The organism is Flavobacterium cheongpyeongense, from assembly GCF_003202435.1.
GTDB classification, from domain to species: domain Bacteria; phylum Bacteroidota; class Bacteroidia; order Flavobacteriales; family Flavobacteriaceae; genus Flavobacterium; species Flavobacterium cheongpyeongense.
Genome location: NZ_QJHK01000002.1, coordinates 25838 through 51886 on the forward strand (window position 1 = coordinate 25838; position 26049 = coordinate 51886).

23 protein-coding genes are annotated in these 26049 nt (G+C 34.8%); all 23 read left to right on the forward strand.

Going from position 1 to position 26049, the window contains the following annotated elements; all coding sequences use genetic code 11:
• Positions 1-63 precede the first annotated feature (63 nt).
• Positions 64-3645 carry a SusC/RagA family TonB-linked outer membrane protein gene (locus DMB65_RS02400; protein ID WP_110305080.1) on the forward strand — a complete coding sequence of 1194 codons (3582 nt, stop codon included), beginning with the start codon at positions 64-66 and terminating at the stop codon, positions 3643-3645.
• 9 nt (positions 3646-3654) lie between these two features.
• A complete protein-coding gene (locus tag DMB65_RS02405; RefSeq protein WP_110305081.1) occupies positions 3655-5052 on the forward strand; it encodes a RagB/SusD family nutrient uptake outer membrane protein in 1398 nt (465 codons plus the stop codon).
• Positions 5053-5111: 59 nt separating this feature from the next.
• A complete protein-coding gene (locus tag DMB65_RS02410) occupies positions 5112-7115 on the forward strand; it encodes a TlpA disulfide reductase family protein (protein WP_110305082.1) in 2004 nt (667 codons plus the stop codon).
• A gap of 20 nt (positions 7116-7135) precedes the next feature.
• A complete protein-coding gene (locus DMB65_RS02415; RefSeq protein ID WP_165834839.1) occupies positions 7136-8530 on the forward strand; it encodes an alpha/beta hydrolase family protein in 1395 nt (464 codons plus the stop codon).
• 186 nt (positions 8531-8716) lie between these two features.
• Positions 8717-10780: a protein-disulfide reductase DsbD family protein gene (locus DMB65_RS02420; RefSeq protein ID WP_110305084.1), complete on the forward strand. Its 2064-nt coding sequence runs from the start codon at positions 8717-8719 to the stop codon at positions 10778-10780.
• 162 nt (positions 10781-10942) lie between these two features.
• Positions 10943-13762 carry a M16 family metallopeptidase gene (locus DMB65_RS02425; protein ID WP_110305085.1) on the forward strand — a complete coding sequence of 940 codons (2820 nt, stop codon included), beginning with the start codon at positions 10943-10945 and terminating at the stop codon, positions 13760-13762.
• Between the two features lie 495 nt (positions 13763-14257).
• Positions 14258-14623, forward strand: a complete 366-nt coding sequence (locus DMB65_RS02430) for a hypothetical protein (RefSeq protein ID WP_110305086.1) — start codon at positions 14258-14260, stop codon at positions 14621-14623.
• Positions 14624-14957: 334 nt separating this feature from the next.
• The gene (locus tag DMB65_RS02435) at positions 14958-15911 is read left to right on the forward strand and encodes a CobW family GTP-binding protein (protein ID WP_110305087.1); all 954 of its coding nucleotides are present in this window, start codon (positions 14958-14960) and stop codon (positions 15909-15911) included.
• Position 15912: 1 nt separating this feature from the next.
• Positions 15913-16092, forward strand: coding sequence for a hypothetical protein (locus DMB65_RS22350; protein WP_230470579.1), 180 nt, complete (start codon positions 15913-15915; stop codon positions 16090-16092).
• Position 16093: 1 nt separating this feature from the next.
• Positions 16094-16624, forward strand: a complete 531-nt coding sequence (gene dcd, locus DMB65_RS02445; RefSeq protein WP_110305088.1) for a dCTP deaminase — start codon at positions 16094-16096, stop codon at positions 16622-16624.
• Positions 16611-17015 (forward strand): phosphoribosyl-AMP cyclohydrolase, encoded by a 405-nt coding sequence (locus tag DMB65_RS02450; protein ID WP_110305089.1) that lies wholly within the window; start codon positions 16611-16613, stop codon positions 17013-17015. The genes dcd and DMB65_RS02450 overlap by 14 nt, the downstream gene beginning before the upstream one ends.
• On the forward strand, positions 17012-17662 hold the full coding sequence (gene folE / locus DMB65_RS02455; RefSeq protein WP_110305090.1) for a GTP cyclohydrolase I FolE: 651 nt from the start codon (positions 17012-17014) through the stop codon (positions 17660-17662). The genes DMB65_RS02450 and folE overlap by 4 nt, the downstream gene beginning before the upstream one ends.
• Positions 17663-18088, forward strand: coding sequence for a Fur family transcriptional regulator (locus DMB65_RS02460; protein ID WP_110305091.1), 426 nt, complete (start codon positions 17663-17665; stop codon positions 18086-18088).
• Complete coding sequence (locus DMB65_RS02465; RefSeq protein ID WP_110305092.1) at positions 18085-18840, forward strand: hypothetical protein; 756 nt, start codon at positions 18085-18087, stop codon at positions 18838-18840. Before DMB65_RS02460 ends, DMB65_RS02465 begins: the two co-directional genes overlap by 4 nt.
• 27 nt (positions 18841-18867) lie before the next feature.
• Positions 18868-19335, forward strand: coding sequence for a hypothetical protein (locus DMB65_RS02470; RefSeq protein ID WP_110305093.1), 468 nt, complete (start codon positions 18868-18870; stop codon positions 19333-19335).
• 29 nt (positions 19336-19364) lie between these two features.
• A complete protein-coding gene (locus tag DMB65_RS02475; RefSeq protein ID WP_110305094.1) occupies positions 19365-19772 on the forward strand; it encodes a 6-carboxytetrahydropterin synthase in 408 nt (135 codons plus the stop codon).
• Between the two features lie 111 nt (positions 19773-19883).
• Positions 19884-20270: a hypothetical protein gene (locus DMB65_RS02480; RefSeq protein ID WP_110305095.1), complete on the forward strand. Its 387-nt coding sequence runs from the start codon at positions 19884-19886 to the stop codon at positions 20268-20270.
• Positions 20271-20275: 5 nt separating this feature from the next.
• Entirely contained in the window at positions 20276-21514 is a 1239-nt protein-coding gene (locus DMB65_RS02485; protein WP_110305096.1) for a GTP-binding protein, read from the forward strand.
• A gap of 179 nt (positions 21515-21693) precedes the next feature.
• Positions 21694-22071, forward strand: coding sequence for a hypothetical protein (locus DMB65_RS02490; protein WP_230470580.1), 378 nt, complete (start codon positions 21694-21696; stop codon positions 22069-22071).
• Between the two features lie 116 nt (positions 22072-22187).
• Positions 22188-22991 carry an MbnP family protein gene (locus DMB65_RS02495; protein WP_110305097.1) on the forward strand — a complete coding sequence of 268 codons (804 nt, stop codon included), beginning with the start codon at positions 22188-22190 and terminating at the stop codon, positions 22989-22991.
• A 127-nt stretch (positions 22992-23118) separates the two neighbouring features.
• Entirely contained in the window at positions 23119-24159 is a 1041-nt protein-coding gene (locus DMB65_RS02500) for a cytochrome-c peroxidase (protein ID WP_110305098.1), read from the forward strand.
• A 34-nt stretch (positions 24160-24193) separates the two neighbouring features.
• Positions 24194-24979, forward strand: a complete 786-nt coding sequence (locus DMB65_RS02505; RefSeq protein WP_110305099.1) for an MbnP family protein — start codon at positions 24194-24196, stop codon at positions 24977-24979.
• 3 nt (positions 24980-24982) lie between these two features.
• Positions 24983-26041: a cytochrome-c peroxidase gene (locus DMB65_RS02510; protein ID WP_110305100.1), complete on the forward strand. Its 1059-nt coding sequence runs from the start codon at positions 24983-24985 to the stop codon at positions 26039-26041.
• Positions 26042-26049 lie beyond the last annotated feature (8 nt).

Here is a 26049-nt window from a genome sequence, read left to right on the forward strand (position 1 = left end):
TAGTATTTGTTCAGTCGAAAAAAGAGATCGAATTCAATTTAACCAACCAAAACATTTAAAAGTATGAAAAAAAACCTATCCGCAAAAGATTGTGGGGTAAAATCCGCACTTTGGGATAAATTTCTTTGCATTATGAGGAAATCCCTAATATTATCCATTTTTTTAGGCCACATAGTTGCTTTTGCTTATGGGCAAAAGGTAACAATCAATGCCAAAAATCAGTCAGTAGCAGCCGTTTTAAAATCACTTACCAGAAAAACAAATGTTGAGTTTTTTTACAGTAATGATGTTTTTGATGCGCAGAGAAAAGTAAATATTTCAGTAAAAAATGCAGAATTGCTGCAAGTATTGAAAGAATTAATTGGTGATGCTTATAAAGCTGAATTTGTTAATAATAAGCTGATTGTTATAGCCGTAAAGGAAAATGTTAAAAATGGAACTACTACAGTACTGGCAGAAAAAGTAAAGATAAAAGGAGTTGTTACCAATGCAAAAAAAGAAAATTTATTTGGTGCATCGGTTTGGGTTAAAGGTACCAAAGACGGTGCTGTTACCAATTTTGACGGTTCTTACGAAATTATGGCTCACAAAGGAGATGTTCTTGTTTTTGAATATTTAGGATACAAAAAACTAGAAATTACAGTTTCGGACAGTTTGATTATCAATCCCATCATGCTGGAAGATGTAAGTAAACTAGATGAAGTAAAAATCGTATCAACAGGATATCAAAAAATTGACAGAGAGCGTTCTACAGGATCTATTGCGGTAATTAGTGCCAAAGATTTAGAAAAAGTACCTGTGAACAATGTACTGCATAGATTAGAAGGGCAGGTTGCAGGTCTTCAGTTAGATTTATTAGATTCAGATAATACATTTGTCTATGGAAGAAAATTTGGCTCAGAATCTGAAAAAACAGCTTATAATATTTCCATTAGAGGAAAATCTACCATTGATTCCAACGAAATGCCTTTAATTGTACTTGATGGAACGCCTACAGAATTAGATATCAGAACGATAAATCCAAATGACATAGAGAAAATTACTTTCCTCAAAGATGCGGCAGCGGCTTCTATTTACGGGGCAAGAGCAGCAAACGGAGTTATGGTCATTGACACCAAAAAAGGAAAATCGGGTCAGACAAGAATTAATTTTTCTCAAAATTATTCTTTTTCAAACAAACCTTCTTTATCTAAATTACCGCTTATGAATTCTTCTCAGGTTTTAAATCTGGAGCAGGAATTTGTAAATAAAAATTTGGTAACAGATCCTGCAAATGTAACCTATATGCTTACTTCTCCTGTTAGCCAGGGAATGGATTTGATGTTTCAATACAAACGAGGTCAAATAACAGAGGCTCAGAGAAATGCAGGTTTAGATGTTTTACGTAACCGTAATACGTATGGTCAGGCAGAAAAATATTTCTTGCAGGCTTCAACAAGTCAAAATTATGATTTGTCATTTAGCGGAGCAGAAAATGATTATTCTTATTTCATGTCAGGATCCTATTCTAAAGAAGAAACACAGTCAAAAGGAAACGACGGACAGCGTTTGACATTATTATCTAATCAGGATTTTAAGCTGTTTAATTATCTAAAAATGACAACTAACTTAAGAGGTTCTATTTTTAAATATAACGAAAATGGACTAGGACTTTCTCCTTTAGGAATTTCAGCAACTACTCTATTACCTTATAATCAGATTATTGATGATGATGGTAAGTCGGTTGATTATTACCGTCATTATTATGCAGGGCAAACCATTCCGTTGGAGCAGGCAGGATATTTACCATGGACTTATAATTATATTGATGAATTGAAGAATAAAGATAATGAGGTAAACGAGCAAAATTTTGGAGCTACTGTTTCTGCAACAGTTCCTTTATTAAAAGGTCTGGATGCTGTTGGAACTTACTCTATAGAAACTTCAACTTCGTCAAATGATAATATGTATAACGAAAATACGTATTATACACGTGACAGAATTAACTCGGCTACATCAATAAACAATAATGGTGATTTAGTAAGAGCGATTCCAAACGGAGGAATTTTTCAAAGTAATGAATTTGGAAAAAGCAGTTCTACTATGCGAGGACAACTAAACTATGACGGTATTATTGGCGAAGACCATTTGATTAATGCTATTGGTGGTATAGAAGCAAGGGAAACGAGAGAAACTCAGGATTCACGAACACTTTACGGTTATAACCCAAAAACGCAGACATCTGTCGATTTACCTTCACAAAACTATGTAGATGTAAACGGTTACAACTATACTTTGAGCAATGGAAATGAGCATAAAGATTTTAAAAGACGTTTTTTATCGTATTATGCAAATGCCGGTTATACATTCAAAAACAGATATACCCTTACCGGAAGTGCACGTTTGGACGACTACAACAATTTTGGAGTAGATAAAAAACTAAGAAGAACGCCATTATGGTCAACCGGAGCAAAATGGAATATTAAAGACGAATCTTTTCTTAAAAATGTGAATCTGGTTAATAGTTTGAATTTGAGGGCGAGTTACGGATTTAACGGAAATATCAATTTAAATGTTTTTCCTTTTACCAATATCAGTTTAAGCAATTTAGATTCCTTTTCGCAGCAGCCTTATGCTTTTATTTCGCAGCCGGCAAATCCTAATTTGCGCTGGGAAAAAACAGCAATCTTAAATTTAGGAGTTGATTTTTCGATATTAAATAACAGATTAGGCGGTACAGTTGAATATTATAAAAAAAACAGTAAAGATTTAATTGTAGAGTTCCCGGTGTCAGCATTTTACGGTGTATCAAATAATTCGCTGGTACAAAATGCGGCAACTTTACAAGGGCACGGAATTGATTTAAGTTTAAACGGAATTGTTCTTAAAACTAAAGATTTCTCATGGAATTCAGCTCTTGTAGTTTCTTTCAATGAAACAGATATTACCGATTCTCGTTTTAAAAATTACAGTCAGTATCTGAACGGTTCAGGAACAACACCGCCTATTGAAGGATATGCTTTAAACAGTGTATTTGCATTTAGATCAGCCGGATTGGATGCAACAGGAAGAACCCTGATTTATGATAAAGCAGGTAATATTGTAAATTCTTTTACTTCTCTAAAAGATATTAAAGACATGAAATATATGGGGACCAATATTCCTTCATATTACGGAAGTTTCAGTCACACTTTTAATTATAAAAAATTGTCATTGTATATCCTGGCCACTTACAAATTTGATTATGTATTATTTAAACCAACTTATGGTAGTTATGTCAACAGACAAGGAAGATTTAACCAATACGATTTAAATAGCGATATAGATCAAAGATGGAGAAATCCGGGAGATGAAGCTACGACTTCTGTACCGGGAATTCAGGGTTCAGCCGGGTTTAGTTATGTGAGGTATGTTTTTGGAGAAGACCAAATTATAGAAGGAGATCATATTCGTTTTAGAGAACTTTCTTTAAAATACGATATGACAGACCTAATAAACAGAGGCATAGTAAGAGGAGCCTCTCTAACTTTTACAGCCAGAAATCTTGGATTCTTCTGGAGAAAAAACAAAGACGGTTTAGATCCTGATTTTTTACCTTATACCGGAACTAATATGAAACTGCCGGCAATAGCCATTTATTCAATTGGTTTAAATCTTAATTTTTAATTTTTAAAGATGAAAAAATATTTAAAATACATCACAATTGCTGCAGTAGGAGCAATCGTTTTAAGCTGTGATAACTACGTTGATATTAAGACCGAAGGAAAATTAATACCGGAGGAAACCCAAAACTACCGATATCTTTTAAACAACACTTCCACATTAGACAAAGCTTATGGCAATATCGATGTTGCATCAGATGATATAAGTTTTCAAAATGAGTCACAAACCAGCGCATTAACATCAACCGATTATTACCGACCTTTTGTTAATTTGTATAAGTGGGCAGATAAAATCTATTTTGAAGGGGAAAGAGATTATGATATGGAGAATCTGTACAACGCATTATACAATATCAATATCGTAATCAATGAAGTAATGAAAAGCACAAATGGAACAGAAGCCGAAAAAGCAGCCTTAAAAGGAGAAGCAGAAGTTCACCGTGCCTTTATCTTTTTAACATTAGTGAATACTTTTGGAAAAGCCTATGATGCCTCAACTTCAGCAACAGATCCCGGAATTGTATTGTTTACAACGCCAACAGTATCTGATAACATTAAAAGAACTTCTGTTCAGGAGGCTTACAATGTGATTATTAGCGATCTTAATGATGCTGTAAATTCTGGTTTGAAGCCAATTAATTCAGGTAATAATGTAGCATTTCCTTCCAGAGCAGCAGCTTATGCACTTTTGTCAAGAACGTATTTGTATATGCGTAACTATCCATTGGCTTTAGAAAATGCAGAAAAAGCACTGGCCTTACAAAATACACTGAACAATCTTGAAGATTATGAATTTGAAGCTTATCCATCAAGAAAACTCGACAAAGAATTGATATTATCAAAGTGGAATGGATATGGAACTTACACTTATGCACCTCAATTACTATCGTTAAGCAATGAACTAATCAATTTGTTTGATACCAATGATTTGCGTTATGTGTTATTTACACAACCCTCCAGTAACTTTAATTTTGATTATACCATAGGACGATCTTATTCTAAAGAAGGTCTTACAGGTGAAAGCAGAAATGCCGGTCCAACAGTTCCGGAAATGATGCTTATTAAAGCCGAGTGTCTGGCGAGAGCAGGAGCAGGAGATCAGGCAATAGCAGAAATCAATAAATTAAGACAAAAAAGATTCAGAACTGGAGAATATGTGGCTTTAACCGCAACAGACAGTAAAGATGCTTTGATTAAAGTTTTGGCAGAAAGAAGAAGAGAATTAATGGGAACAGGCGGTTTTAGATGGTTTGATTTGAAACGATTAAACAAAGAACCTGAATTTGCCAAAACCATTACACATACTTTTGGCAGCCAAACTTTTACACTTGCCCCAAACAGTGATCGCTATCAATTGCCTTTTGCCTCAATCTATTTTGAGTACGCTCCAGACTTACAACAAAATCCATAATCAGGTTAATTAAAAATGTGCACTCAGATTTCTTTTGAGTGCACTCAATTCAAAAAAAAATGAAAAAATTAAAACTGATACTATTCTTTTTTAGTATCACAACGGCTTTATTGGCTCAAGATGCACCGATGCAAAAACTTGTGCTTTCTCCGGAACACCCAAATCCAGGTGATGAAATTACCATAACATATAACACTGCAAATGGTCCACTTGCCAATGCTATGCATATAAGTGGGGTAGTGTATACTTTTGATAATTTTAAATGGATTGCAAACGATATTACATTAAAACCATCAGGAGATAAAAAATGGGAAACCAAAATGAAACTTTCCAGTCACGCTTCGTTTATTAACTGTGTCTTTAAATCGGATACCATTGTAGACAAAGGCGAAAAATTTCCACATGCATATATGTTTGCTCAAGTTCCCGGATCATATACAGGCTGGGGTATTTTAAGAAGCAAAGCTTTTGAGAATGAAGTACCCAATGTGGTGCATGACAGTGCTTTTATTGCAGATCAGGTTGGTTTAATGTGGATTAACTATGAATTGCAATATCATCCGGAAAGCCGTAAAAAGATTTTTTATTATGGATTAAAATTAAAAAAACTAGCATCAGGAAAAGACGAATCTGTAGCTATTAAGAAAGAATTGCGCAGTTTATTAACAGATACCAATCTTGATCATACCACACAATATGATGTTCAAAAAACATTGAATTTATTAGAAAATACAAAAGATAAAGTATTTATTGATTCTGTACAAAAGGTTTTATTAACTCAATATCCTTTAGGAGTTTTAGCCAGAGACAGAAAAATTCAGGAGATATTTAGGGAAGTTGATTTTGCTAAAAAAGTAAAAATGTTTACCGATTTCGAAAAAAACTTTCCACAAAACAAATTTGAAGATGTTTACACAGATTTAGAAAGTTTGTATTATGATAAAATGGTTAAATCGATTGTTTACGGTTATATCGTAAATAACAAAGATTACAATTATGCTTTAAATAGTGTAAAAACCGTTTCTTTTGGCAACTTATTAGATTACCACTGGCATTTAGTATCTATTCCTTTTAACAGAGACCATGACGGGATCGAAAAATCTTCAATCGAAACATTAAAAAAATATGCCGATATAATTATGGGAGAATTGGAAAACAGACTAACATTTGTTCCAAAAATGTATGAAGGAAAATTATCCTTAAATGAATGGAAACAACAGGCTTTGCAAATGCTGGCCAGAGAATATTTTACGTATGCCCATTTAGCAGAAAAAACAAAAAATTATGATCTCGAAGAAAAATATTTAGCAAAAATTAAACCTCTGTACGGTTACAATGATGCAGCTTACAATGAAGTTTACATCAGAATGTTATTAAGAAAAGGACAAACAGCAGATGCCAAAAATTATATGGCACTTGCGGTAAAACAAAATCAGGTAAGTCCTGAGATACTGACATCATTAAAAGAAATTTATTTAAAAGATGGAGGCGCAGCAACAGGTTTTGAGGCATACTTAGAATCGTTAAAGTCATTAAGTAATATCGAAGGCCATAAAAAGAAAGTAATATCAGAATTAATAAACCTTCCAATTGCAGGTTTTGATTTAGAAAGCAGCAAAGGAGGAAGGGTAAAACTGGCAGATCAGAAAGGAAAAATCGTAGTATTAGATTTCTGGGCAATGTGGTGCGGGCCTTGTAAAAATGCTATGCCGGGAATGAAGATGGCAGTTGACAAATACAAAAATGACCCGAATATAAAATTCTATTTTGTAGATACACAAGAATATATCAAAGATTATAAAGAACAAACCCAGGCCTTCATCAAAGAAAAAGGATTTGATTTTAATGTGCTTTACGACGGAAAAAATCCCAAAACGGGAAAAATGGATGTAGCGTATGAGCAATATTCAAAAGCATTTAAATTTTCTGGAATTCCGGAGAAAATGATTATCGATGCAGACGGAAGATTACGCTGGATGTCAAACGGTTATTTCGGAAGCCCAAGTGAATTATTAGACGAAATTTCAATCATTGTTGAATATTTAAAGTCGGAAAAAAAATAATGAGAGTCTTATTTAATTTAATGAGAAAAAGCATCCTTTACGGATTCTTAAGTTTCTTACTGATGACCGGCCAGTATAGTTTTGCCCAAACTATCTGGCAGGGACAGCATCATTCGTACCGCATTATTTTATCAGGAGATTTGGCAAAATATAAAACAGATTCCCTAAGTGTCAATTTGCCCGAATTAGAAATTAATAAAAAAGTAGTTACAACTATAAAAGGAGACAGTATATTTTTTAAAAATGAAATATACGGTTTCTCTTTTAAAGGAAAATACAACGGTAATAAAAGTGCTATTTCAGGAATTTTTAACTACTATTCAATTCCAAATACAGCCATTGTCTTAAAAAAAGAAAAAGAAATACAGCCCGTTTATTTTCCACAACATCCCAAAAAGCCATATCCGTATCAGGTTATTGATATGACTTTTCTTGGCAAAAAGACCAAATTAACCTACGGAGCAACCTTAACAATTCCGAAGAATAAAAAGAAATATCCGCTGGCGATTTTAATTTCAGGAACAGGTCAGCATGAAAGAAATTATACCTATGCAGGCAGACAATTTTTTACGGTTCTGACTGATGAATTAGCCCGCAAAGGAATCGCATCGCTTCGTGTTGATGATAGAGGAATTGGCAAAACATCCGGAAACTTTAAAGAGTCAACAACCGGAGATTTTGCAGACGACGTTGATGCGCAAATTGCCTATTTGCAAAGCGATAAAAACATAGATGCATCCCACATTGGTTTAATCGGACACAGTGAAGGCGGAATGATCGCATCGATCGTAAGTGCGAGAAACAAAAATGTAAAATTCATGATCAGTTTATCCGGAGTAGGAGTAAACGGACTGGAAATGCTGAATCTTCAAAATACGGCAATTTTGAAAAGTTATAATTTTTCAGATAAAGTGGTGGCGAAACAGATGGAAATGTACAACATCATGTTTAAGGTTGTTTACGATACAAAAGACGGAGAATCTGCGCAGCCTGCAATGGAAGTAAAGTTGAAAGAATGGATGCAAAAGCAGGATTCGACAACATTAAAAGAAATACATCTGTGGGACGGACGGGACAAGGATTTCCTGTATCGTTACGGAAAAGATGCTGACAGAAAATGGTACCGTTACAGCATTCATTACAATCCGGAAAATTACCTGCCAAAAATTACCATTCCGGTAATGGTGGCAAACGGCGATAAAGACATCAGTGTTCCAGCTGAAGAGAATATCAATTCATTCAAAAAATACCTGAAAACAAAAGATCTTACAGCAAAGATTTATCCAGGCCTGAATCATATGTACCAGCACTGCAAAACTTGTACACAAAGCGAAGTCAAAGAACTAGATGAAGTTTTCGCCCCGGAAGTTCTCGACAATATTTCAAAATGGATTTTGGCCCGTTATAAAAAATAATTCAATTTATTAAATAAACACACATAATATTAAGATGTGTTTGTCATTCCGAGGAACGAGGAATCTTCGTAAGATATTCGACAAAGATTTGCGATTACTGCATAGAGTTTCTTGCGGAGATCCTTCCTTCGTCAGGATGACAAAAAAGAGAATTCATTGTGGCAATTTAAAATCTAACTTTTTATCATGAAAAAATTATTTCTTTTTATCGCAATTTTATTTGCGGTAAGTAACCTTACTGCCCAAATTTACGATCCCGTTTCCTTTACAACATCCGTAAAAGAAATAGGAGAAAACAAATGTACCTTAATCATCACAGCCAAAATCGATAAAGGCTGGCATATCTATTCGCAAAATGTACCAAAAGGCGGACCTGCACCAACTGGTTTTTCTTTTCCCAAATCAAAAAATTATAAAACCGCAGGTTCAGTTACAGAACCTGACGGACATGAAGTAGATGATCCTGTTTTTAACATGCGGATTAAATATTTTGCAGATAAAGCTGTCTTTACTCAAAATATAGAACGCAAAACTGCAGAAGCCTTTACGATAAATGCGAGCATATTTTTTATGGTTTGCAACGATAACAGCTGTTTGCCTCCGGGAGCTAAAGATTTAAAATTTACGTTTAAAAAATCGGATGTTCCGGTAAAAGCAGAAACTGCAGCAATTGCTAAAGCAGATGAAACTTTAACAAAGAAATCAAGTAAAAAAACAATAACAAAACAGGAAACCAAAAACGACACTACAAATTCTGTTACTGAAAGCGAAAAAGACACTCCTAAAATACAGAAAACGGAACTTAAAGAACCATCATCCCAAAAAGCTGATGATAGCCTTTGGACCTTATTTTTCTTCAGCTTTTTAGGAGGCCTTGCTGCTTTGTTTACGCCTTGTGTTTTCCCGATGATTCCAATGACCGTAAGTTTCTTTACCAAACAAAGTAAAAACAAAGCCATCGGAATACGAAATGCTGCTCTTTACGGAGTTTTTATCATTATCATCTATGTAATTTTAGGAAGTTTGGTAACCGCCATTTTTGGTGCCGATGCCTTAAATGCTTTGGCTACAAATGTGGTTTTTAATATTGTTTTCTTTATCCTTTTAGTAATATTTGCGATTTCTTTTTTAGGAGCTTTCGAAATTGTATTGCCAAGTTCATGGATGACCAAAGTCGATCAGAAATCTGAAGTTGGTGGTATAATCGGAATCTTTTTTATGGCTTTGGCTTTAGCCTTAGTTTCTTTCTCATGCACTGGCCCAATTGTTGGGACATTATTGGTTCAGGCCACAAGTCAGGCAGGAATGGCACCAATTATCGGAATGTTTGGTTTTTCTTTAGCCATTGCATTGCCATTTGCTGTATTTGCAGCATTTCCGGGCTGGATGAATTCGTTGCCAAAATCCGGTGGCTGGTTAAATTCAGTTAAAGTTGTTCTGGGCTTTTTAGAATTAGCTCTAGCACTTAAATTCCTAAGTAATGCCGATTTGGTTTTACAATTACATTTATTAGAAAGAGAAGTTTTTATCGCCATCTGGATTGCCATATTTTCGGTACTCACCTTATACTTATTTGGAAAAATCCAATTATCGCATGATACACCCGTTACCCATATATCAGTTGGAAGACTAAGTTTAGGCATCGTCGTATTTTCTTTTGTAATATACATGATTCCGGGACTTTGGGGAGCACCACTGCAATACATTAGCGGATTCCCGCCTGCAAAACAATACAGCGAATCGCCAAATGGCTTTGGAAATACAACAGTTACTAACAATGAAAAAACAGCGTTGCCGGAAGGTGCAGAAAGTGGCCCAAACAGAATTCCGACTTTTCATGATTACAACGAAGGTTTAGCTTACGCAAAAAAAGTAAACAAACCCGTAATGATCGATTTTACAGGATATGCCTGTGTAAACTGCCGAAAAATGGAAGAAAGAGTGTGGCCGGATCCAAAAGTTTTGGGTGTTCTCAATAATGATGTTGTACTGATTTCTTTATATGTAGATGATAAAAGACCTTTACCAAAAAGTGAACAAGTGGTTTCTAAAATTACAGGAAAAGTCTTGAAATACACAGGACAAAAATGGAGTGAACTTCAAATTTTGAAATACAAAACCAACGCTCAGCCGTACTATGTCTTAATGGATCATAACGAAAATGACTTAAACAAACCATCGGCTTATAATCCTGATATTGAAACGTATTATAAATGGCTTCAGGAAGGAATTGCTAATTTTAAAAAATAATGGGTACACGAATAAGACGGATTTCCTATTGAAAAGACGCAGAAAAAAACTGATTTATTTGAATTTAGAGTTTAAAATCCGTGTAAATCTGATTTTACGCAATAGCAAATCCGTTTTATCAGCGTCTAAAATTAATCTCAAGAATAAAACAGAACTAACCCGATGAAAATTTCAAAATCAATATATTTACTTTTTGCCCTTTTTATAGGATTTAAAAGTATTGCTCAATTTTCGACAACCATTCCGCTGAGCAAAAATGTAGTTTCCGGACAATTAAAAAACGGACTGAAATATTATGTCTTACATCATGAATTTCCAAAAGACCGTGTATGCTTTTATTTTGCCCAAAATGTTGGTGCGATTTTAGAAAACGACGATCAAAACGGACTCGCGCATTTCCTGGAGCACATGGCTTTTAACGGGACAAAAAATTTTGAAGGAAAAGGCATTATCGATATGCTGGAGAAAAAAGGCGTTCGGTTTGGAGCCGATATAAATGCTTATACCGCACAGGATCAAACGGTTTATAACCTGAGTAATGTTCCTGCCGGAGATTCAAAACTAATAGATTCCTGCCTTTTGGTACTGCACGACTGGTCCGGTTTTCTTTCTTTAAAAGATACTGAAATAGATGCAGAACGGGGCGTAATCAGAGAAGAATGGCGTACCAGAAGAAATTCAGAATTCAGGCTTCGTTTAGAAACTGATAAAACACTTTACAAAGGTTCAAAATATGCAAAACGGGATGTGATTGGCGATTTAAATATTATAAATTCTTTTGATTATCAAGCATTAAGGGATTATTACAAAAAATGGTACCGCCCGGATTTACAAGCTGTAATTGTAGTGGGAGATATTGATGCAAAAGAAATTGAAAAGAAGATTATAGAAACATTTTCTTCTATAGAAATGCCTGAAAACCCTGCTCAACGCTATTATGTTTCGGTTCCCAAAAACAAAGAAATGGAATATGTTTTAGCGAAAGATAAAGAAGCAACAGAAACGAATGTTGTTTTGTATTACAAAAGAGATTTTGACAAGGTAAAAAATAACGAAACCATCAGAAGAGATTTTGTAAACGATTTATGCTTCAATATGATGAACAGACGTTATAAGGAATTTATTCAAAACCATGAAACCGCACTATTAAATCTCGGAATTGGATCTTCTGAAATCTCCAGATTAACAAACTCATATTATTTATATGTTACCCCAAAAAACAATAAAACCTTAGAGGGCTTCAAAGAAATGATGGTTGAAACTGAAAGGGCGGTTCGATACGGATTTACACAAAAAGAACTGGATCGCAGCAAGAAAAGTGTTTTAAGCTTTTATGAAAATATTCTCCAGAACAAAGATAAAATCGAATCTGATGAATATTCGGAAGAATTGGTGAACTATTTTCTGAAAGCTAACCCGTTTGAAAGTATCGAAACGCAATATGAAAATATAAAAACAAGATTAACTTTAATCACACTTGCACAAATAAACGAGGCAGTCAAAAAAATACAAAGTACAGATAATATCGTCATGACTGTTACGGGTCCGGATAAAAACGATATTGTGTTTCCATCAAAAGAAGCCTACACAAAAGTCATCGATGCAGTAAAAAAAATGCCTCTTGAAAAATACAAAGAAACAACTACCGATCTCCCTTTGGTTACAGCAGAACTTAAAGGTTCTAAAGTTGCAAAAGAAACAACAATTGATGGAATTGAGGGTGCAAAAAATTATAAACTGGCAAATGGTACAAGGATTATTTTGTATCCAACAACTTTAGCAAAAGATGAAGTTTTATGTTCTGCTTTCAGTTTTGGTGGCACTTCTTTAATAAAAACAGAAGATATTCCGTCGGCTCAAATTGCTGTAAATTTAGTTCAAAGTTCCGGTTTGGGTACTTTCAAAAGTACCGATCTGAAAGACAAACTAAACGGGAAAATAGTTGCTTTACAACCTTATATTACAGAACTTACAGAAGGCTTTAAAGGTTCTACAAATCAGAAAGATTTTGAAACTTTATTACAATTGCTGTATTTGTATTTCGAAGAACCGAGATTTGATAAAGATGCTTATAGCAGAATGGTAACCGGTTATAGGAATTCATTAGAAAATTCAGAAAATACAAATCTAAAGGTTTTTCAGGATACTATCTCTTTGTTGAATTACAATCGTAACAAAAGAGTTCCATTGTTTAATCAGGATTTTTTGAAACAGTTGAGTTTCGAAAAGGCTTCAGATTTATATAAACAAAGAATTCAAAATGCAGCTGATTTTACTTTTATCTTTACCGGAAATCTTCCTGAAAATGCAATTTCATTATTGGAAAAGTATATTGGAAGTATAACATCGGATAGCAATAAAAAAGAAATTTTTACAGACAATCATCTCGATCCTGCTCCGGGTGTTTCAAAACGATTGTTAATTCGGGAGATGAATGTCCCCAAAGCGAGCGTTTATATCCGATTTGTAAAAAAAATTCCTTATACGTACAAAAATGTCTTTATACTGCATATTTTATCTGAAGTTCTTTCAAAAAAATACCTTGATTTAATTCGGGAAGAGGAGGGAGGAAGTTACGGTGTTCACGTTTCATCTGGTGTCAGCAGAATACCCTCTGATGAATATTCAATAACGATCAATTTTGACAGTGATCCTGAAAAGGTAGAAAAACTAACAAAAATTATTTATGACCAGATTAATATAACGCAAAAAGATGTAACAAAAGAACAGGATATCGAGTCTATTAGAAACACCGTTTTAAAAACCAGGACAGAAAAGGTGTTGACAAACGGGTTCTGGCTGAGCAGCCTTAATAATATGCTGTTAAACAACGAAAGCTTTAACGATGATTTAAAATATAAAAAGACGATAAATGAAATAACTCCCGAAGATATAAAAGCTTTTGCAAAAGAGTTTTTCGCAGTACCAGAAACGGTTGAAGTAATCATGAAGTCAAAACCTCAGATCGCTGCACCTCAATAATAAAAATCTTGGTTTTTCATTCATTTTTAGAAGTATTTTGAATTAGTAAGCTTATACAACTAACTAGAAAAACCTAAAAGAGCTGTTTTTGCTAACAGCTCTTTTTTCGTTTTATCTTTTTGTATTAATGGATTTTCAGTGATCAATAAACAAACTCAAAAACTTCGCAGAATCTTTGAAAACAAAAAAGATAAAATCATAAGCTTTGCCAAATTAGCAAGAAAAATTCAGAACACTATCAGGGATATCTATGTCTAAATATTGCTGTAAATTGTGGTCTAACTTTTAAATTACTTAAGTTCTTATTTTTGATTCTGACAGATGCGAAAGAACCGAGTTCTAAAAAATTCATTTTTGAACGAAACTTAAAACGCAACAATGTTGCATTTTGATATAAGATTTATATATTTGCAATAATTATAAGAGTGTTTAGAATTAGAAAGAAGATATTTCAATATAGTCTTTTTTTAAGTCGCTTAATTATTGTGTTTAGGAATGAAAAAAAAATGGATCCTAATTAGTATTATTTTGTCTATGGCTGTATTGTTTTCAATACTGTTCCAGTCGATACATTCTTATGAACATCATTCCCTGCAGATTCAAAAGAAAGAGCATCATCATTTATCTAATGAAAAAGCTTTAATAATTGATGATCATAGTGCATTTGAAAAATGTTTTACCTGCGATTTTAGCTTTAGCTTATTTACAGTTCTTACGGTTTATCTTTTACCGTTTTACAAGAACAGTAGTAAAAATTATTCTCCATTCTATTACTTCCAGCAGCATTCGCTTTTTTTTAAAGGAAGTCTTTTTGCTCTTAGAGCACCACCAATCCTTAAAATTGTAAAGGAAAATATGTAATAATCAATAGTATAAAATAACAAGGCCGTTTGCTTGTTGTTTCTTTTTTGGGAGAAACAAGCGCACTGATGTTATCAGGAAATAGTATTGCTGATAAATATTTGTTTTGCCTTGTGCCAATAATTCCGTCTGTCCCATTATTACAAAAATATTCTCAAATCGATTTAATTTTAAGCCAATTACTATTGCTCTTTTAGGATAATCTATCCGGAAGAATTACAAACACAGTAAGAGTTTATTACACCAAATTTGTAACCTAAATATTAAATTGGTGTTACATAAAATTGTAATCGACTTCTTTTCGCATCATATAATCAAATTGGAAAAGTCAGAAATGAAGAAGTCTAAAAAAATAAATGTTTACATAATTTCAGGATTTTTAGGATCTGGTAAAACCACAATACTGAATAATTTATTACCCCAATTTACCAGTGAAAAAAATGTAGTCATTGAAAACGAATTTGGTAAAATCAATATTGATGCAACCCTTGTAAACGGAACATTTGAATCGGTTTATGAACTCACAAACGGCTGTATTTGCTGTTCGATAAACAATCAATTGCTGGAAACTTTAACTCAAATTATAAGTTTAGAAAACCAACCCGATAATGTGTTCATAGAAACTACAGGCATTGCCGACGCAGGAGAAATAGCCGCCAATTTTACTTCTCTTTTTGTATCAGAAGCATTCGATTTAAAAAAAATCATCACCGTAGTTGATGCCGAAAATATACTTTTTTATAAAGATGCTAACTCCGAAGTGCAAAAACAAATTGTAGCTGCAGATAGTATTGTAATTAACAAATCTGCTTTGGTTTCAAGCAAAATTTTGGCCAATATAAAAGACTTTATACAATCAATAAATCCGTATTTGAGTATTGTTTTATCCAAAGATGGCTCGTTAGATCGAATGATTTTAGCAACAGAAAATAGTCAAAAAACGTTCACTCCCAGCACGCTTTATAAATCCGAAAGTACCCATAAAATCAAAACAATGCTTTATGAAACCGAGGAGCTATTTGATGTTCAAAAATTAAAATACGAACTTTTTAGACATCTGTATTTGTACTACCATCAAATTTATAGGATAAAAGGATATGTTGTAACCAAAGAAAATCAGGTTGTTTTGGTTCAAACAGTAGGGAAATCAGTAGTTATTGAATTAGCCCATAATCAGGAAATAAGCAAAGGTCAGTTGGTTTTTATTGGAAAAGAATTAGAATTAAAAACGATAGCCCGAATCCTTAAACCTGCTGTTGCCCAAACAGATAAACTTCAATTGGTATAAAATGGAAAAACTAAAAATTGGAATTATTACCGTATCAGACAGAACCAGTCAAGGTATCTATGAGGATTTATCAGGTCAGGAAAACAAAATTTCGATTCGGGTACACGGCGAAGGCGATAAAGGAGCGGTTTTAGTTTCAGAATTTATGGAGAATTTTAGAAAAGAACTTAAAATAGTCTAAAATGATTTTAAGCGGAAAAGAAATTGAAAAAAAACTCGGAACAGACATTTCGATTGAACCATTCGATGCCCAACAACTCAATCCCAATAGTTATAATTTGAGGTTGCACGAGGAATTGTTGGTCTATGACAATGCTGTTTTGGATATGAAAACAGAGAACAAAACATCGAGAATTACCATCCCAAAATCGGGCTTGTTGCTAGAACCCAACAAACTGTATTTAGGGCGAACAGTAGAATACACCAAAACCCATAATTATGTGCCAATGTTAGAAGGCAGAAGCAGTATTGGGCGTTTGGGAATGTTCATTCACGTTACGGCAGGTTTTGGCGATGTGGGTTTTGAAGGTTATTGGACACTGGAAATATTTGTTATTCAGCCCCTTATTATTTATCCCAAGGTAGAAACTTGCCAAATTTATTACCATGCAATCCATGGTGATTTTGACAGTTACACTAGCGGAAAATATCAAAAAAACGATGGCATCCAACCAAGTTATTTATATAAAGACTTTAAAAATGAAGACTGGTAAAAACGAATTAGAAGAAACCCAAAAACTGCTTTTACAATTTGAAAAGCGTGGCGGATTACTCCCCGTAGCTGTTCAGGAAACGCAAACAGAGCAATTGTTAATGCTGGCTTCGGTAAACCAAGAAGCATTAGAAATCACTTTAAAAACCCAAAAAGCGACTTTTTGGAGTACTTCAAAAAATGAGATTTGGACCAAAGGGCTGACTTCAGGAAACACTTTACGGATAGACGAAATTCTAGTGGATTGCGACCAAGATGCTATTGTTTATAAAGTTACACTCGAAAAAGGAGGGGTTTGTCATACTTATAACGAGCAAGGCAAAAACAGAAAAGCCTGTTTCTATCGAAAATTAGACTTCAATAATCATCAATTGAATTTTTTAGAAAAATGAAAAATCAAGAAAAAATAGAGGCTCTTGGTGACAACCACATTGGAACATCCATCGAAACGCCTTTGCGTAGTGATGCTTTCACTAAAACAGATGACGAAAAAATCAAAGCGATATCCTTTCATTATCAAAAAATAATGGAAGAATTAGGCTTGAACTTAACGGATGACAGTCTGAGCGGCACACCTTATCGGGTGGCAAAGATGTATGTCAAAGAACTTTTTTCAGGATTAGACCCCAAAAACAAACCGAAAATTTCGGTTTTTGATAATAAATACGAGTACAACAAAATGCTGATTGAAAGTGATATTACATTTAATTCATCTTGTGAACATCATTTTTTACCCATTGTTGGCAAGGCACACATCGGATACATTTCGTCGGGTAAAGTGATTGGCTTGTCAAAAATGAATCGGATTGTTGACTATTATGGCAGAAGACCCCAGGTGCAGGAACGAATGACACTGCAAATTTTTAACGAATTAAAAACCGCACTGCAAACCGATGATGTGATTGTAGTGGTCGAAGCCGAGCATTTGTGCGTTTCTACCCGTGGTGTAAATGACAAATCCAGTACAACAACAACCCTGGAGTACGGAGGACAATTTTGTGATACTCAAACTCGAAATGACTTTTTTAAAATGATATAAATGACACCAAAAGCCTCAGCAATTCTCAAAGAAAATGGACTCAAAATCACCCAAAACCGATTGGATGTTTTGGCTATTTTTCTAGGTTCTCAAAAGGCTTTTACATTATTGGATTTAGAAAAAATGGTGCACAGTCAACACGATCGATCCAGTATATTTAGAAGTTTACAAACGTATTGTGAGAAAGGAATTTTAGAAAAATTCTGCAACGCATCTGGCACAGCCGTTTATACTTTAAATCTTAATAATCCCAATTGTAATGGCAAATCTCATTTTAAATGCAACGATTGCAAATCAGTGGTTTCACTTCCTGATTTACCAACTGAATACCTAGAATTATTAGGCAAAAACAAAATAGAAACAATGAATCTTTTGATAGAAGGCACCTGTGAAAAATGTCAAAGTAAAAACAATGAAACACTATGAATCAATTTGTATTAAACGAATATCCCAATGCTGAAACAGGCGAAAGTGTAACACACAAATACTTGAATTTTTTAGAAAAAGAATACCAGTCCGATCTTAAGAAAATGCTTTTTGCGACTTCCCTTTGTTCAGATGATATCAATGTTTCTACTGATTTTAGAAAAGTTTTGGCACGCCCCTTTACGATGGGAGGTTTGGGCGGTTTGCCGTATTCCGGACTTACAGGAATGGTGGCTTTTGCCCATCATATTCCCGATGGTGGCGATGCGTTTATTTTTTATGCACCACATATTGGTATTACAGATGATGGAGAACTCGGCAAAATGAGACGCCCCGGACAAAGCAAATTAACCAACAGCTGCGGTGCATTGATGCTTGGATTAGAACGATTACAACAACAAAACGAAGTATACGTTCCCATCAATTCCGAATTGGATTACCAGCAAACACTGTTGGAACAAACCGTTATGCCTTATAAACAAAGAATTCTGGAAGCCAAGAACCCGAAAAAAGAAATTACTGAAGTTTTCTACGAAGAAATTCATAAAAAAATACAATTGCTGGTCAAAATGTCTAAAAAAGAATTTCTCTGTAAACGTGTTTTTTTATTGGGAGGCATCATCATCAATACCTCACCCGAATTTAATGATATGGTAGATGTTCGAAATTTTCAGGTCATCAATACCAATGAAATGGAAGAAAAAACTTTTGATATTTCCATATTAGAAACACCTGCTTTTAGAGATTTGTAGAAAAAGCCAGTAAAATAAAAATTAGCAATGCAAAATTCAACCTACCTTAATTCCGAAGAAATTCAACTACTGGAAGACTTTAACTCCAAAAACAAAATCCTTTCGGTTTTCTACTATTATTGGATAAACACTTCAAATCCTGACAAGCATTATCGATTTATTGATGTTATTGAATTGGTTTTTGATGATTCTTCTTCTGTATTTTTTAAAATTAATGATGATGATTCAGGCATTGCTATTACAACCGAATTTGAATTCGAAAAATACAAAACCAATTTGCAAACCGAATTCCTACAACAAATAAGGCTACAAAAAGTAGAAGCAACCGTATTAGACGTCTGGAAAACCGCATTAATTTCTCCATTTAAAAAAATAGAAGTCGTTTCTGAAGGGAGTCGTTATTTGAGTACTGCTTTTTTGATTGCTTTCGAAAATATAAATATAGAATTCCTTTTTCATCCCGTAGAAGGATTACTAGTAACCGAATATGAATAAATTTTGGAACAAAAAACCTGAAGAAAGCAATGAAAACTACCATTTGCAGAGAAGCCCACTTTAATGCTTGCCACAGAATGCACAATCCAAATTGGACGGAAGAAAAGAACAAGACTGTTTTTGGAATTTGTAATAACAAAAACTACCACGGACACAATTATAGACTGATTGTTAAAATTACTGGTGAAATTAATCCAGAAACAGGTTTTGTAATGAATCTTCTGGAACTGGGAACCATTATAAAAGAAGAAATAGAAGACCGTTTTGATCATAAAAATCTAAACCTCGATTGTCCTGAATTTGAAAACAAAATGGTCTCTACCGAAAACTTTGCTTGGATAATCTACTTTATTTTAAAATCAAAATTACCCAAAAACATTAAACTCAAAATCATTCTTTTTGAAACAGATAAAAATAGTGTAGAAGTTGAACAATGAGATATTTTTTTAGGCTATTTGAAAACAATTATTAACGCAACTAAATTGCGTTAATTAAGAAATAAAACTACATTTGCAATATTACTTCCATTAACAATTTACAGAATTATTATGAAAACCATACTGATTTTCCTCATACTAATATTACCTTTTAGATTTACTCCAAAAAATGAACCAACTAAATTCTCCAAAAAAATATCGGAATTCAAAACAAATGAATTTACAGCATTGGCAAACCCCGATCAAGAAGTTCCAAAAGACATCATCAGAATAATGAAATCGGGAAATGGCCGGTCTATCGAAACGGCTTTTGAAGTTTATACAGTCGAGGAAGAATACAAACTGCTTCGCTTTTTGAAATTGACTCCAATTATGCAAAAGCTTGATATAAAAGATGGAGTTTTTTATGACAGCTTCAAAATAGATTCCAGGACAATTTATTTTAAAGTGCTATCCAAATCAAAAACAAACCCGAAAACACATCAAATTAATACCTAAAAACAATGAAAAAACTACCCGTAACCGTACTATCAGGATTTCTTGGAGCTGGAAAAACCACTTTGCTCAACCATATTTTGCACAACAAAGAAGGCTTAAAAGTTGCCGTAATTGTCAATGACATGAGCGAAGTAAACGTTGATGCCCGATTGGTTAAAGACGAAATGACATTATCCCGAACCGAAGAAAAATTGGTCGAAATGAGCAACGGCTGTATTTGTTGCACCCTTCGGGAAGATTTGATGCTCGAAGTTGAAAAACTCGCCCGAGAAAACCGTTTTGATTATTTATTAATCGAAAGCACAGGCATCAGCGAACCTATTCCGGTGGCGCAAACTTTTACATTTGTGAATGAAGATGAAAACATTGATTTATCTCGTTTCAGTTATATCGATACTATGGTAACTGTGGTCGATGCGTTTAACTTTTTCAAAGACTTTGGCTCTGCCCAGACATTAGAGGATATCAAAGCAACGAATATCGAAAATGACAATCGAACCATTGTAAATTTACTAGTCGATCAGGTAGAATTTGCCAACGTGATTGTCCTCAATAAAACCGATTTGGTCACCCAAAAACAATTGGAAATCCTAAAAGCTTCCATTCAAAAACTAAATCCAGTTGCCAGAATTATTTTTTCGGAATTAGGAAAAGTGAACCCAAACGAAATCATAAATACAGGATTATTCAATTATGAAGAGGCCGAAACTTCGGCAGGCTGGATTCGCGAACTCGAAGGTATTCATACCCCTGAAACTGAAGAATACGGTATCAGTTCGTTTGTTTTTCGGGATCCGAGACCTTTTCATCCATACCGATTATGGGATTTTATTTCGAAGAATTTCCCCCAGACTGTCATCCGTAGCAAAGGCTTGTTCTGGATCGCATCCCGTCCGGAACAAGCCATCAACTGGAGTCAGGCCGGAGGTTCAATGAAAGCAGAAAATGCAGGGGTCTGGTGGGCAAGCATGCCGCTGGGTGAGCGAATGAATTTTCAGAGTTTTGTGCAGAATCAGGACATTATTGAAGAACGCTGGACACTTGATTTTGGCGACAGGCTTAACGAATTGGTTTTTATTGGGATTTCAATGGATGAAAAAGAAATGACAAAACAATTACAAAGCTGTCTTTGTAACGCCGATGAAATTATGGACCTGCAGGATGGATTTTTCTCTAACAAAGACCCTTTTCCTATTGAGAGAACTACTGCAATTAAAGGTGAAACAGCTTTTTTACACGATTAAATTTGAATGCCTAAATAACCAAAAGCTGTCGCGGTTTTTTAATAACGGTGAACAGTATTGAAGCCTCTTATGAATTTTTGGAAATGAGTGAAGCATCTTTTTTGTTTAAGTAAACAGGAAGTTTCTTCGAAAGAAAAACAAAAAATTGTACTTTTGCGCTCATAAACAAAAAAACAACTTTGAAAAAGTACCTAATCATATTGCTTAGCTGTATTATTTTAGCACCTTCATTGGGCAGTGTTTTTGTTTATATATCCTTTAAGCTGGATCAGCAAGAGATCGTTAAGACCATCTGTGTACAGCGAAAAATGGTTTTCAATACCTGTAACGGGCGATGTGAACTTCAAAAGAGCCTAAAGAAATACGACGATAACGAAAAGAAAATGCAGGACAACCTGAAAGAGAAAACAGAGCTGGTCTACATCTTACATACTTCAATGAATACTTTCAGGCTTATAGAACCTATCGAAATTAAACCGGACTTTCCAAGTATATTCGATAACAAGCCTGTTGCCGTTTCATCGGAAACTTTTCGTCCTCCTTCCTTTTTTATATAAATTCTAATTTTCATTTCAATTGTTATTGGAATGTTTTTTTTCATTGTTTATTAAGCAATGAATAGGTGTATGCACTCTGATAAAATTTAAATTACAATTATATAAAAAATACAAAAATGAGAAAGATACTATACAAGGCTGCAGCAATCTTGGCCCTCAGCGCTTTTGTTACAGCCTGTTCAAGTGATGATGCAGAAAACAATGTAGCTGAAACCGGAAAAATAGGATTGAAATTTGACAATTCTTTTGGTGATAATGATCTAATTTTAAGCACCCAGAGCAATACTACAAAAAATAACGAGGTATTAAAAATTAATGTTGTTCGTTATATTGTCAGCAATATTGTACTTATAAAAGCAGATGGTACTTCTTTTACCTATCCAAAGGCACAAAGTTATTTTATAGCAGACGAAGGCGATGCTGCTGGTTATCAGTTTGATCTTACCGATATTCCGGCAGGAGATTATACCAAGGTAAAATTTGGAATTGGGGTTGATAAGGAACAATGGCAACTCGGTGCGTCAGGTCAGGGTGATTTTCTAGCCAAGGCTCAGGCCAAAGATCTGCTTTGGAGCTGGTCGGCAGGATATAAATTTCTTGCTTTCGAAGGAACATTTACTTCAGCTACTGTTACCACTGCGGCTCCTTTTATGATCCACACCGGGCAAATTGGAACTGCTTACAACTATACAGAAGTAACACTGGATCTTCCTACCAAAGCATTGGTAAGAAGCAACATCAAGCCTGCTGTACATATCGTTACGGACTTGTCTAAAATTCTTGATGGAGAGAATACCATAAAACTCTCAGACTACGATGAAGCCGGAATGGGTGCTATGATTATGGGAGGAGAAGCCCTTCCTAAAATCACCACTAACATTTCAAAAATGTTCAGAGTAGACCACGTACATAACGACTAATTCTATTTTAAGAAGCACAGAGGACGTCTGCTGCCAGGTTATTTCCGTTTTTTGGCTTCACAGCTAAAAGGAAGCTGCTTTATGCTTTGGCAAAAACTACCGAATTGCTTTTTATAAAACTACAATCATGCTGAAAATAAAATATTTTCTCTGGCTTGTTATTCCATTTTTGATAAGCTGTTCTGATGAGGATGAGCAATATGTAGATGTTCCTTTGGACTTTACTGTTCCTTCTAATTTTCCAGACCTGACCTACAATATTGATGGCAACAGGCCTACCGAGAAAGGTTTCGAATTAGGAAAAAAGCTCTTCTATGATGGACGTCTGGCCTCCGATGGTCTGGTTTCATGCGGATTTTGCCATTTACAGGCTAATGCCTTCACCCACCATGGACACACGGTAAGCCATGGAGTTGGAGATGCACTTGGAACACGCAACGCACCGCCGATCCAGAACATGGCTTTTCAGAGCTTTTACATGTACGATGGTGCAGCAGAAAATTTAGACCTGCAGCCTATTATTCCCTTAACGAGTGTTATTGAAATGAATGGGAACTTAAATACTATTCTCAAAATGATGAAAGAAGATAAGGAGTATCAGAAACTCTTTGGTCAGGCTTTTGAAGACAAGGCTATAACCACAGAGAATATGCTCAAAGCGCTTTCTCAGTTTATGGTAATGATGGTTTCTTCTAATTCAAAATTTGATAAGTACAGGCGCAATGAAACCGGGGGTACATTCAGCAGTGATGAGCTGGCCGGTTACAATTTATTTAAGTCGAAATGTGCCTCCTGCCACGCCACGGATCTTATGACAGATAATTCGTTTCGTAATAACGGACTAGCAGTGAATCCAAAAGTAAATGACGTTGGCCGTTATAAAGTCACCGAAGTTGTTTCGGATTATTACAAATTTAAAGTTCAGAGCCTGCGTAATGTAGAAGTTTCGGCTCCTTATATGCATGATGGAAGATTTAGTACACTAGAAGCCGTCCTGAATCACTATGCATCAGGTGTAAACGATTCACCAACGCTGGATCCGATTCTGAAACAAAATGGAAGGCTTGGAATTGAACTTTCCGATACCGAGAAAAAACAAATCATTACGTTTTTAAAAACGCTCACAGACACACAGTATTTAACCGATAAGCGATTTTCGGAATTTTAAAAAAACAAATAGATTATTTATAAAATATAAAAAAATGAAAAACTTTAAAAATATCACTTTAGCTCTTATTGCCTTAACTGCTCTTAATTCATGTTCAAATGATGATGTACAGGCTATAGCTGATGTAAGCGGAAGCACACAGATCAATTTTGATTCAAAAGTAGGAACTGCCGATTTTGCACTAAATACACCCTTTACCATCAGCGGACAGTCTTATCAATTTGACCATTTGCGCTACTGGGTAAGCGATGTTAAACTGGTAAGTGATAAAAACGTAACCTACGCGCTTTCTAATTCTTTCTTTCTAATGGAAGAAACAAGCGACATTCTGGTTCAGGAAACATTTACTTATAAAGCCAATAAAAGAGAAGCTATTGATTTAAAAGACGTTCCATCTGGATCATATACTAAAGTTATTTTTTCTATTGGTGTAGATGCGACGCACAATGATAATATGAGTATTCAGGATGGAGAACTATCACAATTGAACGGAATGACCAATGTATCGTGGATGTGGCATACCAGCTATATTTTTTCTTCTTTGACAGGAAAAAATGTTACTCCGGATACTCCCGTTGCTGTCTCTGTAGAAACAGGACTTAACGCCAACTACAGAACAGTAGAAATTACCCTTCCGACTGCTTTGATCGTAAGTGCTGGTAAAACAGCAAAATTGAACTTAAATGTTGATGTTGAGAAAATTATAAAAGACATAGATTTAGTAGCTAAACCAAAAATTTCAGCAAGCACGCCGGAATTAATGACTAAAGTAGCCGATAACTATAAAAACAATGTTTTTACAGTTAAAAGCGTAGAATAATTGATGCTGAACAGAATTATAAAATTGGGAAGTATTACAGGCTTGGCTTTTTTAAGTTTTTCCTGTAATGATTTCGATGATAACTATCAGGAACCACTGCCATTGGTTTTGGTTCCTGATAATTTTCCTGAGTTTGTGGATTCAAAAACAAATCCCTTAACTTCAGATGGAGTACTGCTGGGTAAAAAGCTGTTTTTTGATAAAAGGCTCTCAGGCAACAATAAGGTTTCCTGTGCCACCTGCCATCAGCAGAGCCTGGCCTTCTCAGATGGTTTTGCCCTCACAAAACAGGGAATTTCTGGAAATGCACTGGAGCGGAATTCGCCTGCACTTATCAATCTGGCCTGGGCCAATAACGGGCTTTTTTGGGATGGTGGATCAACGAATCTGGAATCTCAGGCATTTGCCCCTTTGGCGCATGTGGATGAGATGCACCAGAACCTTGATGAACTCCTTGATGAGCTCAAAGAAGATACGGATTACCCAAAAATGTTTCAAAGGGCATTCGGTAAAACCATTAACCAGGCTGATATTGTAAAGGCAATTGCACAGTTTGAAAGAACATTGATCTCTTCAAATTCAAGATATGACAAATATGTCCGTGGAGAGTCAGGCGGAATACTTGATCAGGAAGAACTTGAGGGATTAAAACTGGCTGAGCAGTTTTGCTTTTCGTGCCACGCCGGATCTCTGATGACCGATAATTTGTATCACAATAACGGGATTGATAATGATTTCACTGATGACAGCGAACTCATGATGAGAAGAGGAAGAGCAAGAATTACAGGCAGTAGTGAGGATTTAGGCAAATTTAGAACGCCAACCCTTAGAAACATTGAAAAAACAGGGCCTTATATGCACGATGGAAGATTGGGAACTTTAGAAGCTGTTCTGGAACATTATTCAAACAGTGTTTTATTCTCGTCTACTTTAGATCCTTTATTAAGAAAGAATGGAAATTTAGGCATTCCACTTTCTGAAACAGAAAAAAAACAATTGATTGCTTTTTTGAAAACCCTGACCGATTATGCGTATATAAACGATAAACGTTTTTCAGAATAATACAAAAA

Coding starts and splice junctions, on each gene's coding strand:
- DMB65_RS02400 (WP_110305080.1), top strand. CDS start 64: ATGAAAAAAAACCTATCCGCAAAAGATTGTGGGGTAAAATCCGCACTT.
- DMB65_RS02405 (WP_110305081.1), top strand. CDS start 3,655: ATGAAAAAATATTTAAAATACATCACAATTGCTGCAGTAGGAGCAATC.
- DMB65_RS02410 (WP_110305082.1), top strand. CDS start 5,112: ATGAAAAAATTAAAACTGATACTATTCTTTTTTAGTATCACAACGGCT.
- DMB65_RS02415 (WP_165834839.1), top strand. CDS start 7,136: ATGAGAAAAAGCATCCTTTACGGATTCTTAAGTTTCTTACTGATGACC.
- DMB65_RS02420 (WP_110305084.1), top strand. CDS start 8,717: ATGAAAAAATTATTTCTTTTTATCGCAATTTTATTTGCGGTAAGTAAC.
- DMB65_RS02425 (WP_110305085.1), top strand. CDS start 10,943: ATGAAAATTTCAAAATCAATATATTTACTTTTTGCCCTTTTTATAGGA.
- DMB65_RS02430 (WP_110305086.1), top strand. CDS start 14,258: ATGAAAAAAAAATGGATCCTAATTAGTATTATTTTGTCTATGGCTGTA.
- DMB65_RS02435 (WP_110305087.1), top strand. CDS start 14,958: ATGAAGAAGTCTAAAAAAATAAATGTTTACATAATTTCAGGATTTTTA.
- DMB65_RS22350 (WP_230470579.1), top strand. CDS start 15,913: ATGGAAAAACTAAAAATTGGAATTATTACCGTATCAGACAGAACCAGT.
- dcd (WP_110305088.1), top strand. CDS start 16,094: ATGATTTTAAGCGGAAAAGAAATTGAAAAAAAACTCGGAACAGACATT.
- DMB65_RS02450 (WP_110305089.1), top strand. CDS start 16,611: ATGAAGACTGGTAAAAACGAATTAGAAGAAACCCAAAAACTGCTTTTA.
- folE (WP_110305090.1), top strand. CDS start 17,012: ATGAAAAATCAAGAAAAAATAGAGGCTCTTGGTGACAACCACATTGGA.
- DMB65_RS02460 (WP_110305091.1), top strand. CDS start 17,663: ATGACACCAAAAGCCTCAGCAATTCTCAAAGAAAATGGACTCAAAATC.
- DMB65_RS02465 (WP_110305092.1), top strand. CDS start 18,085: ATGAATCAATTTGTATTAAACGAATATCCCAATGCTGAAACAGGCGAA.
- DMB65_RS02470 (WP_110305093.1), top strand. CDS start 18,868: ATGCAAAATTCAACCTACCTTAATTCCGAAGAAATTCAACTACTGGAA.
- DMB65_RS02475 (WP_110305094.1), top strand. CDS start 19,365: ATGAAAACTACCATTTGCAGAGAAGCCCACTTTAATGCTTGCCACAGA.
- DMB65_RS02480 (WP_110305095.1), top strand. CDS start 19,884: ATGAAAACCATACTGATTTTCCTCATACTAATATTACCTTTTAGATTT.
- DMB65_RS02485 (WP_110305096.1), top strand. CDS start 20,276: ATGAAAAAACTACCCGTAACCGTACTATCAGGATTTCTTGGAGCTGGA.
- DMB65_RS02495 (WP_110305097.1), top strand. CDS start 22,188: ATGAGAAAGATACTATACAAGGCTGCAGCAATCTTGGCCCTCAGCGCT.
- DMB65_RS02500 (WP_110305098.1), top strand. CDS start 23,119: ATGCTGAAAATAAAATATTTTCTCTGGCTTGTTATTCCATTTTTGATA.
- DMB65_RS02505 (WP_110305099.1), top strand. CDS start 24,194: ATGAAAAACTTTAAAAATATCACTTTAGCTCTTATTGCCTTAACTGCT.
- DMB65_RS02510 (WP_110305100.1), top strand. CDS start 24,983: ATGCTGAACAGAATTATAAAATTGGGAAGTATTACAGGCTTGGCTTTT.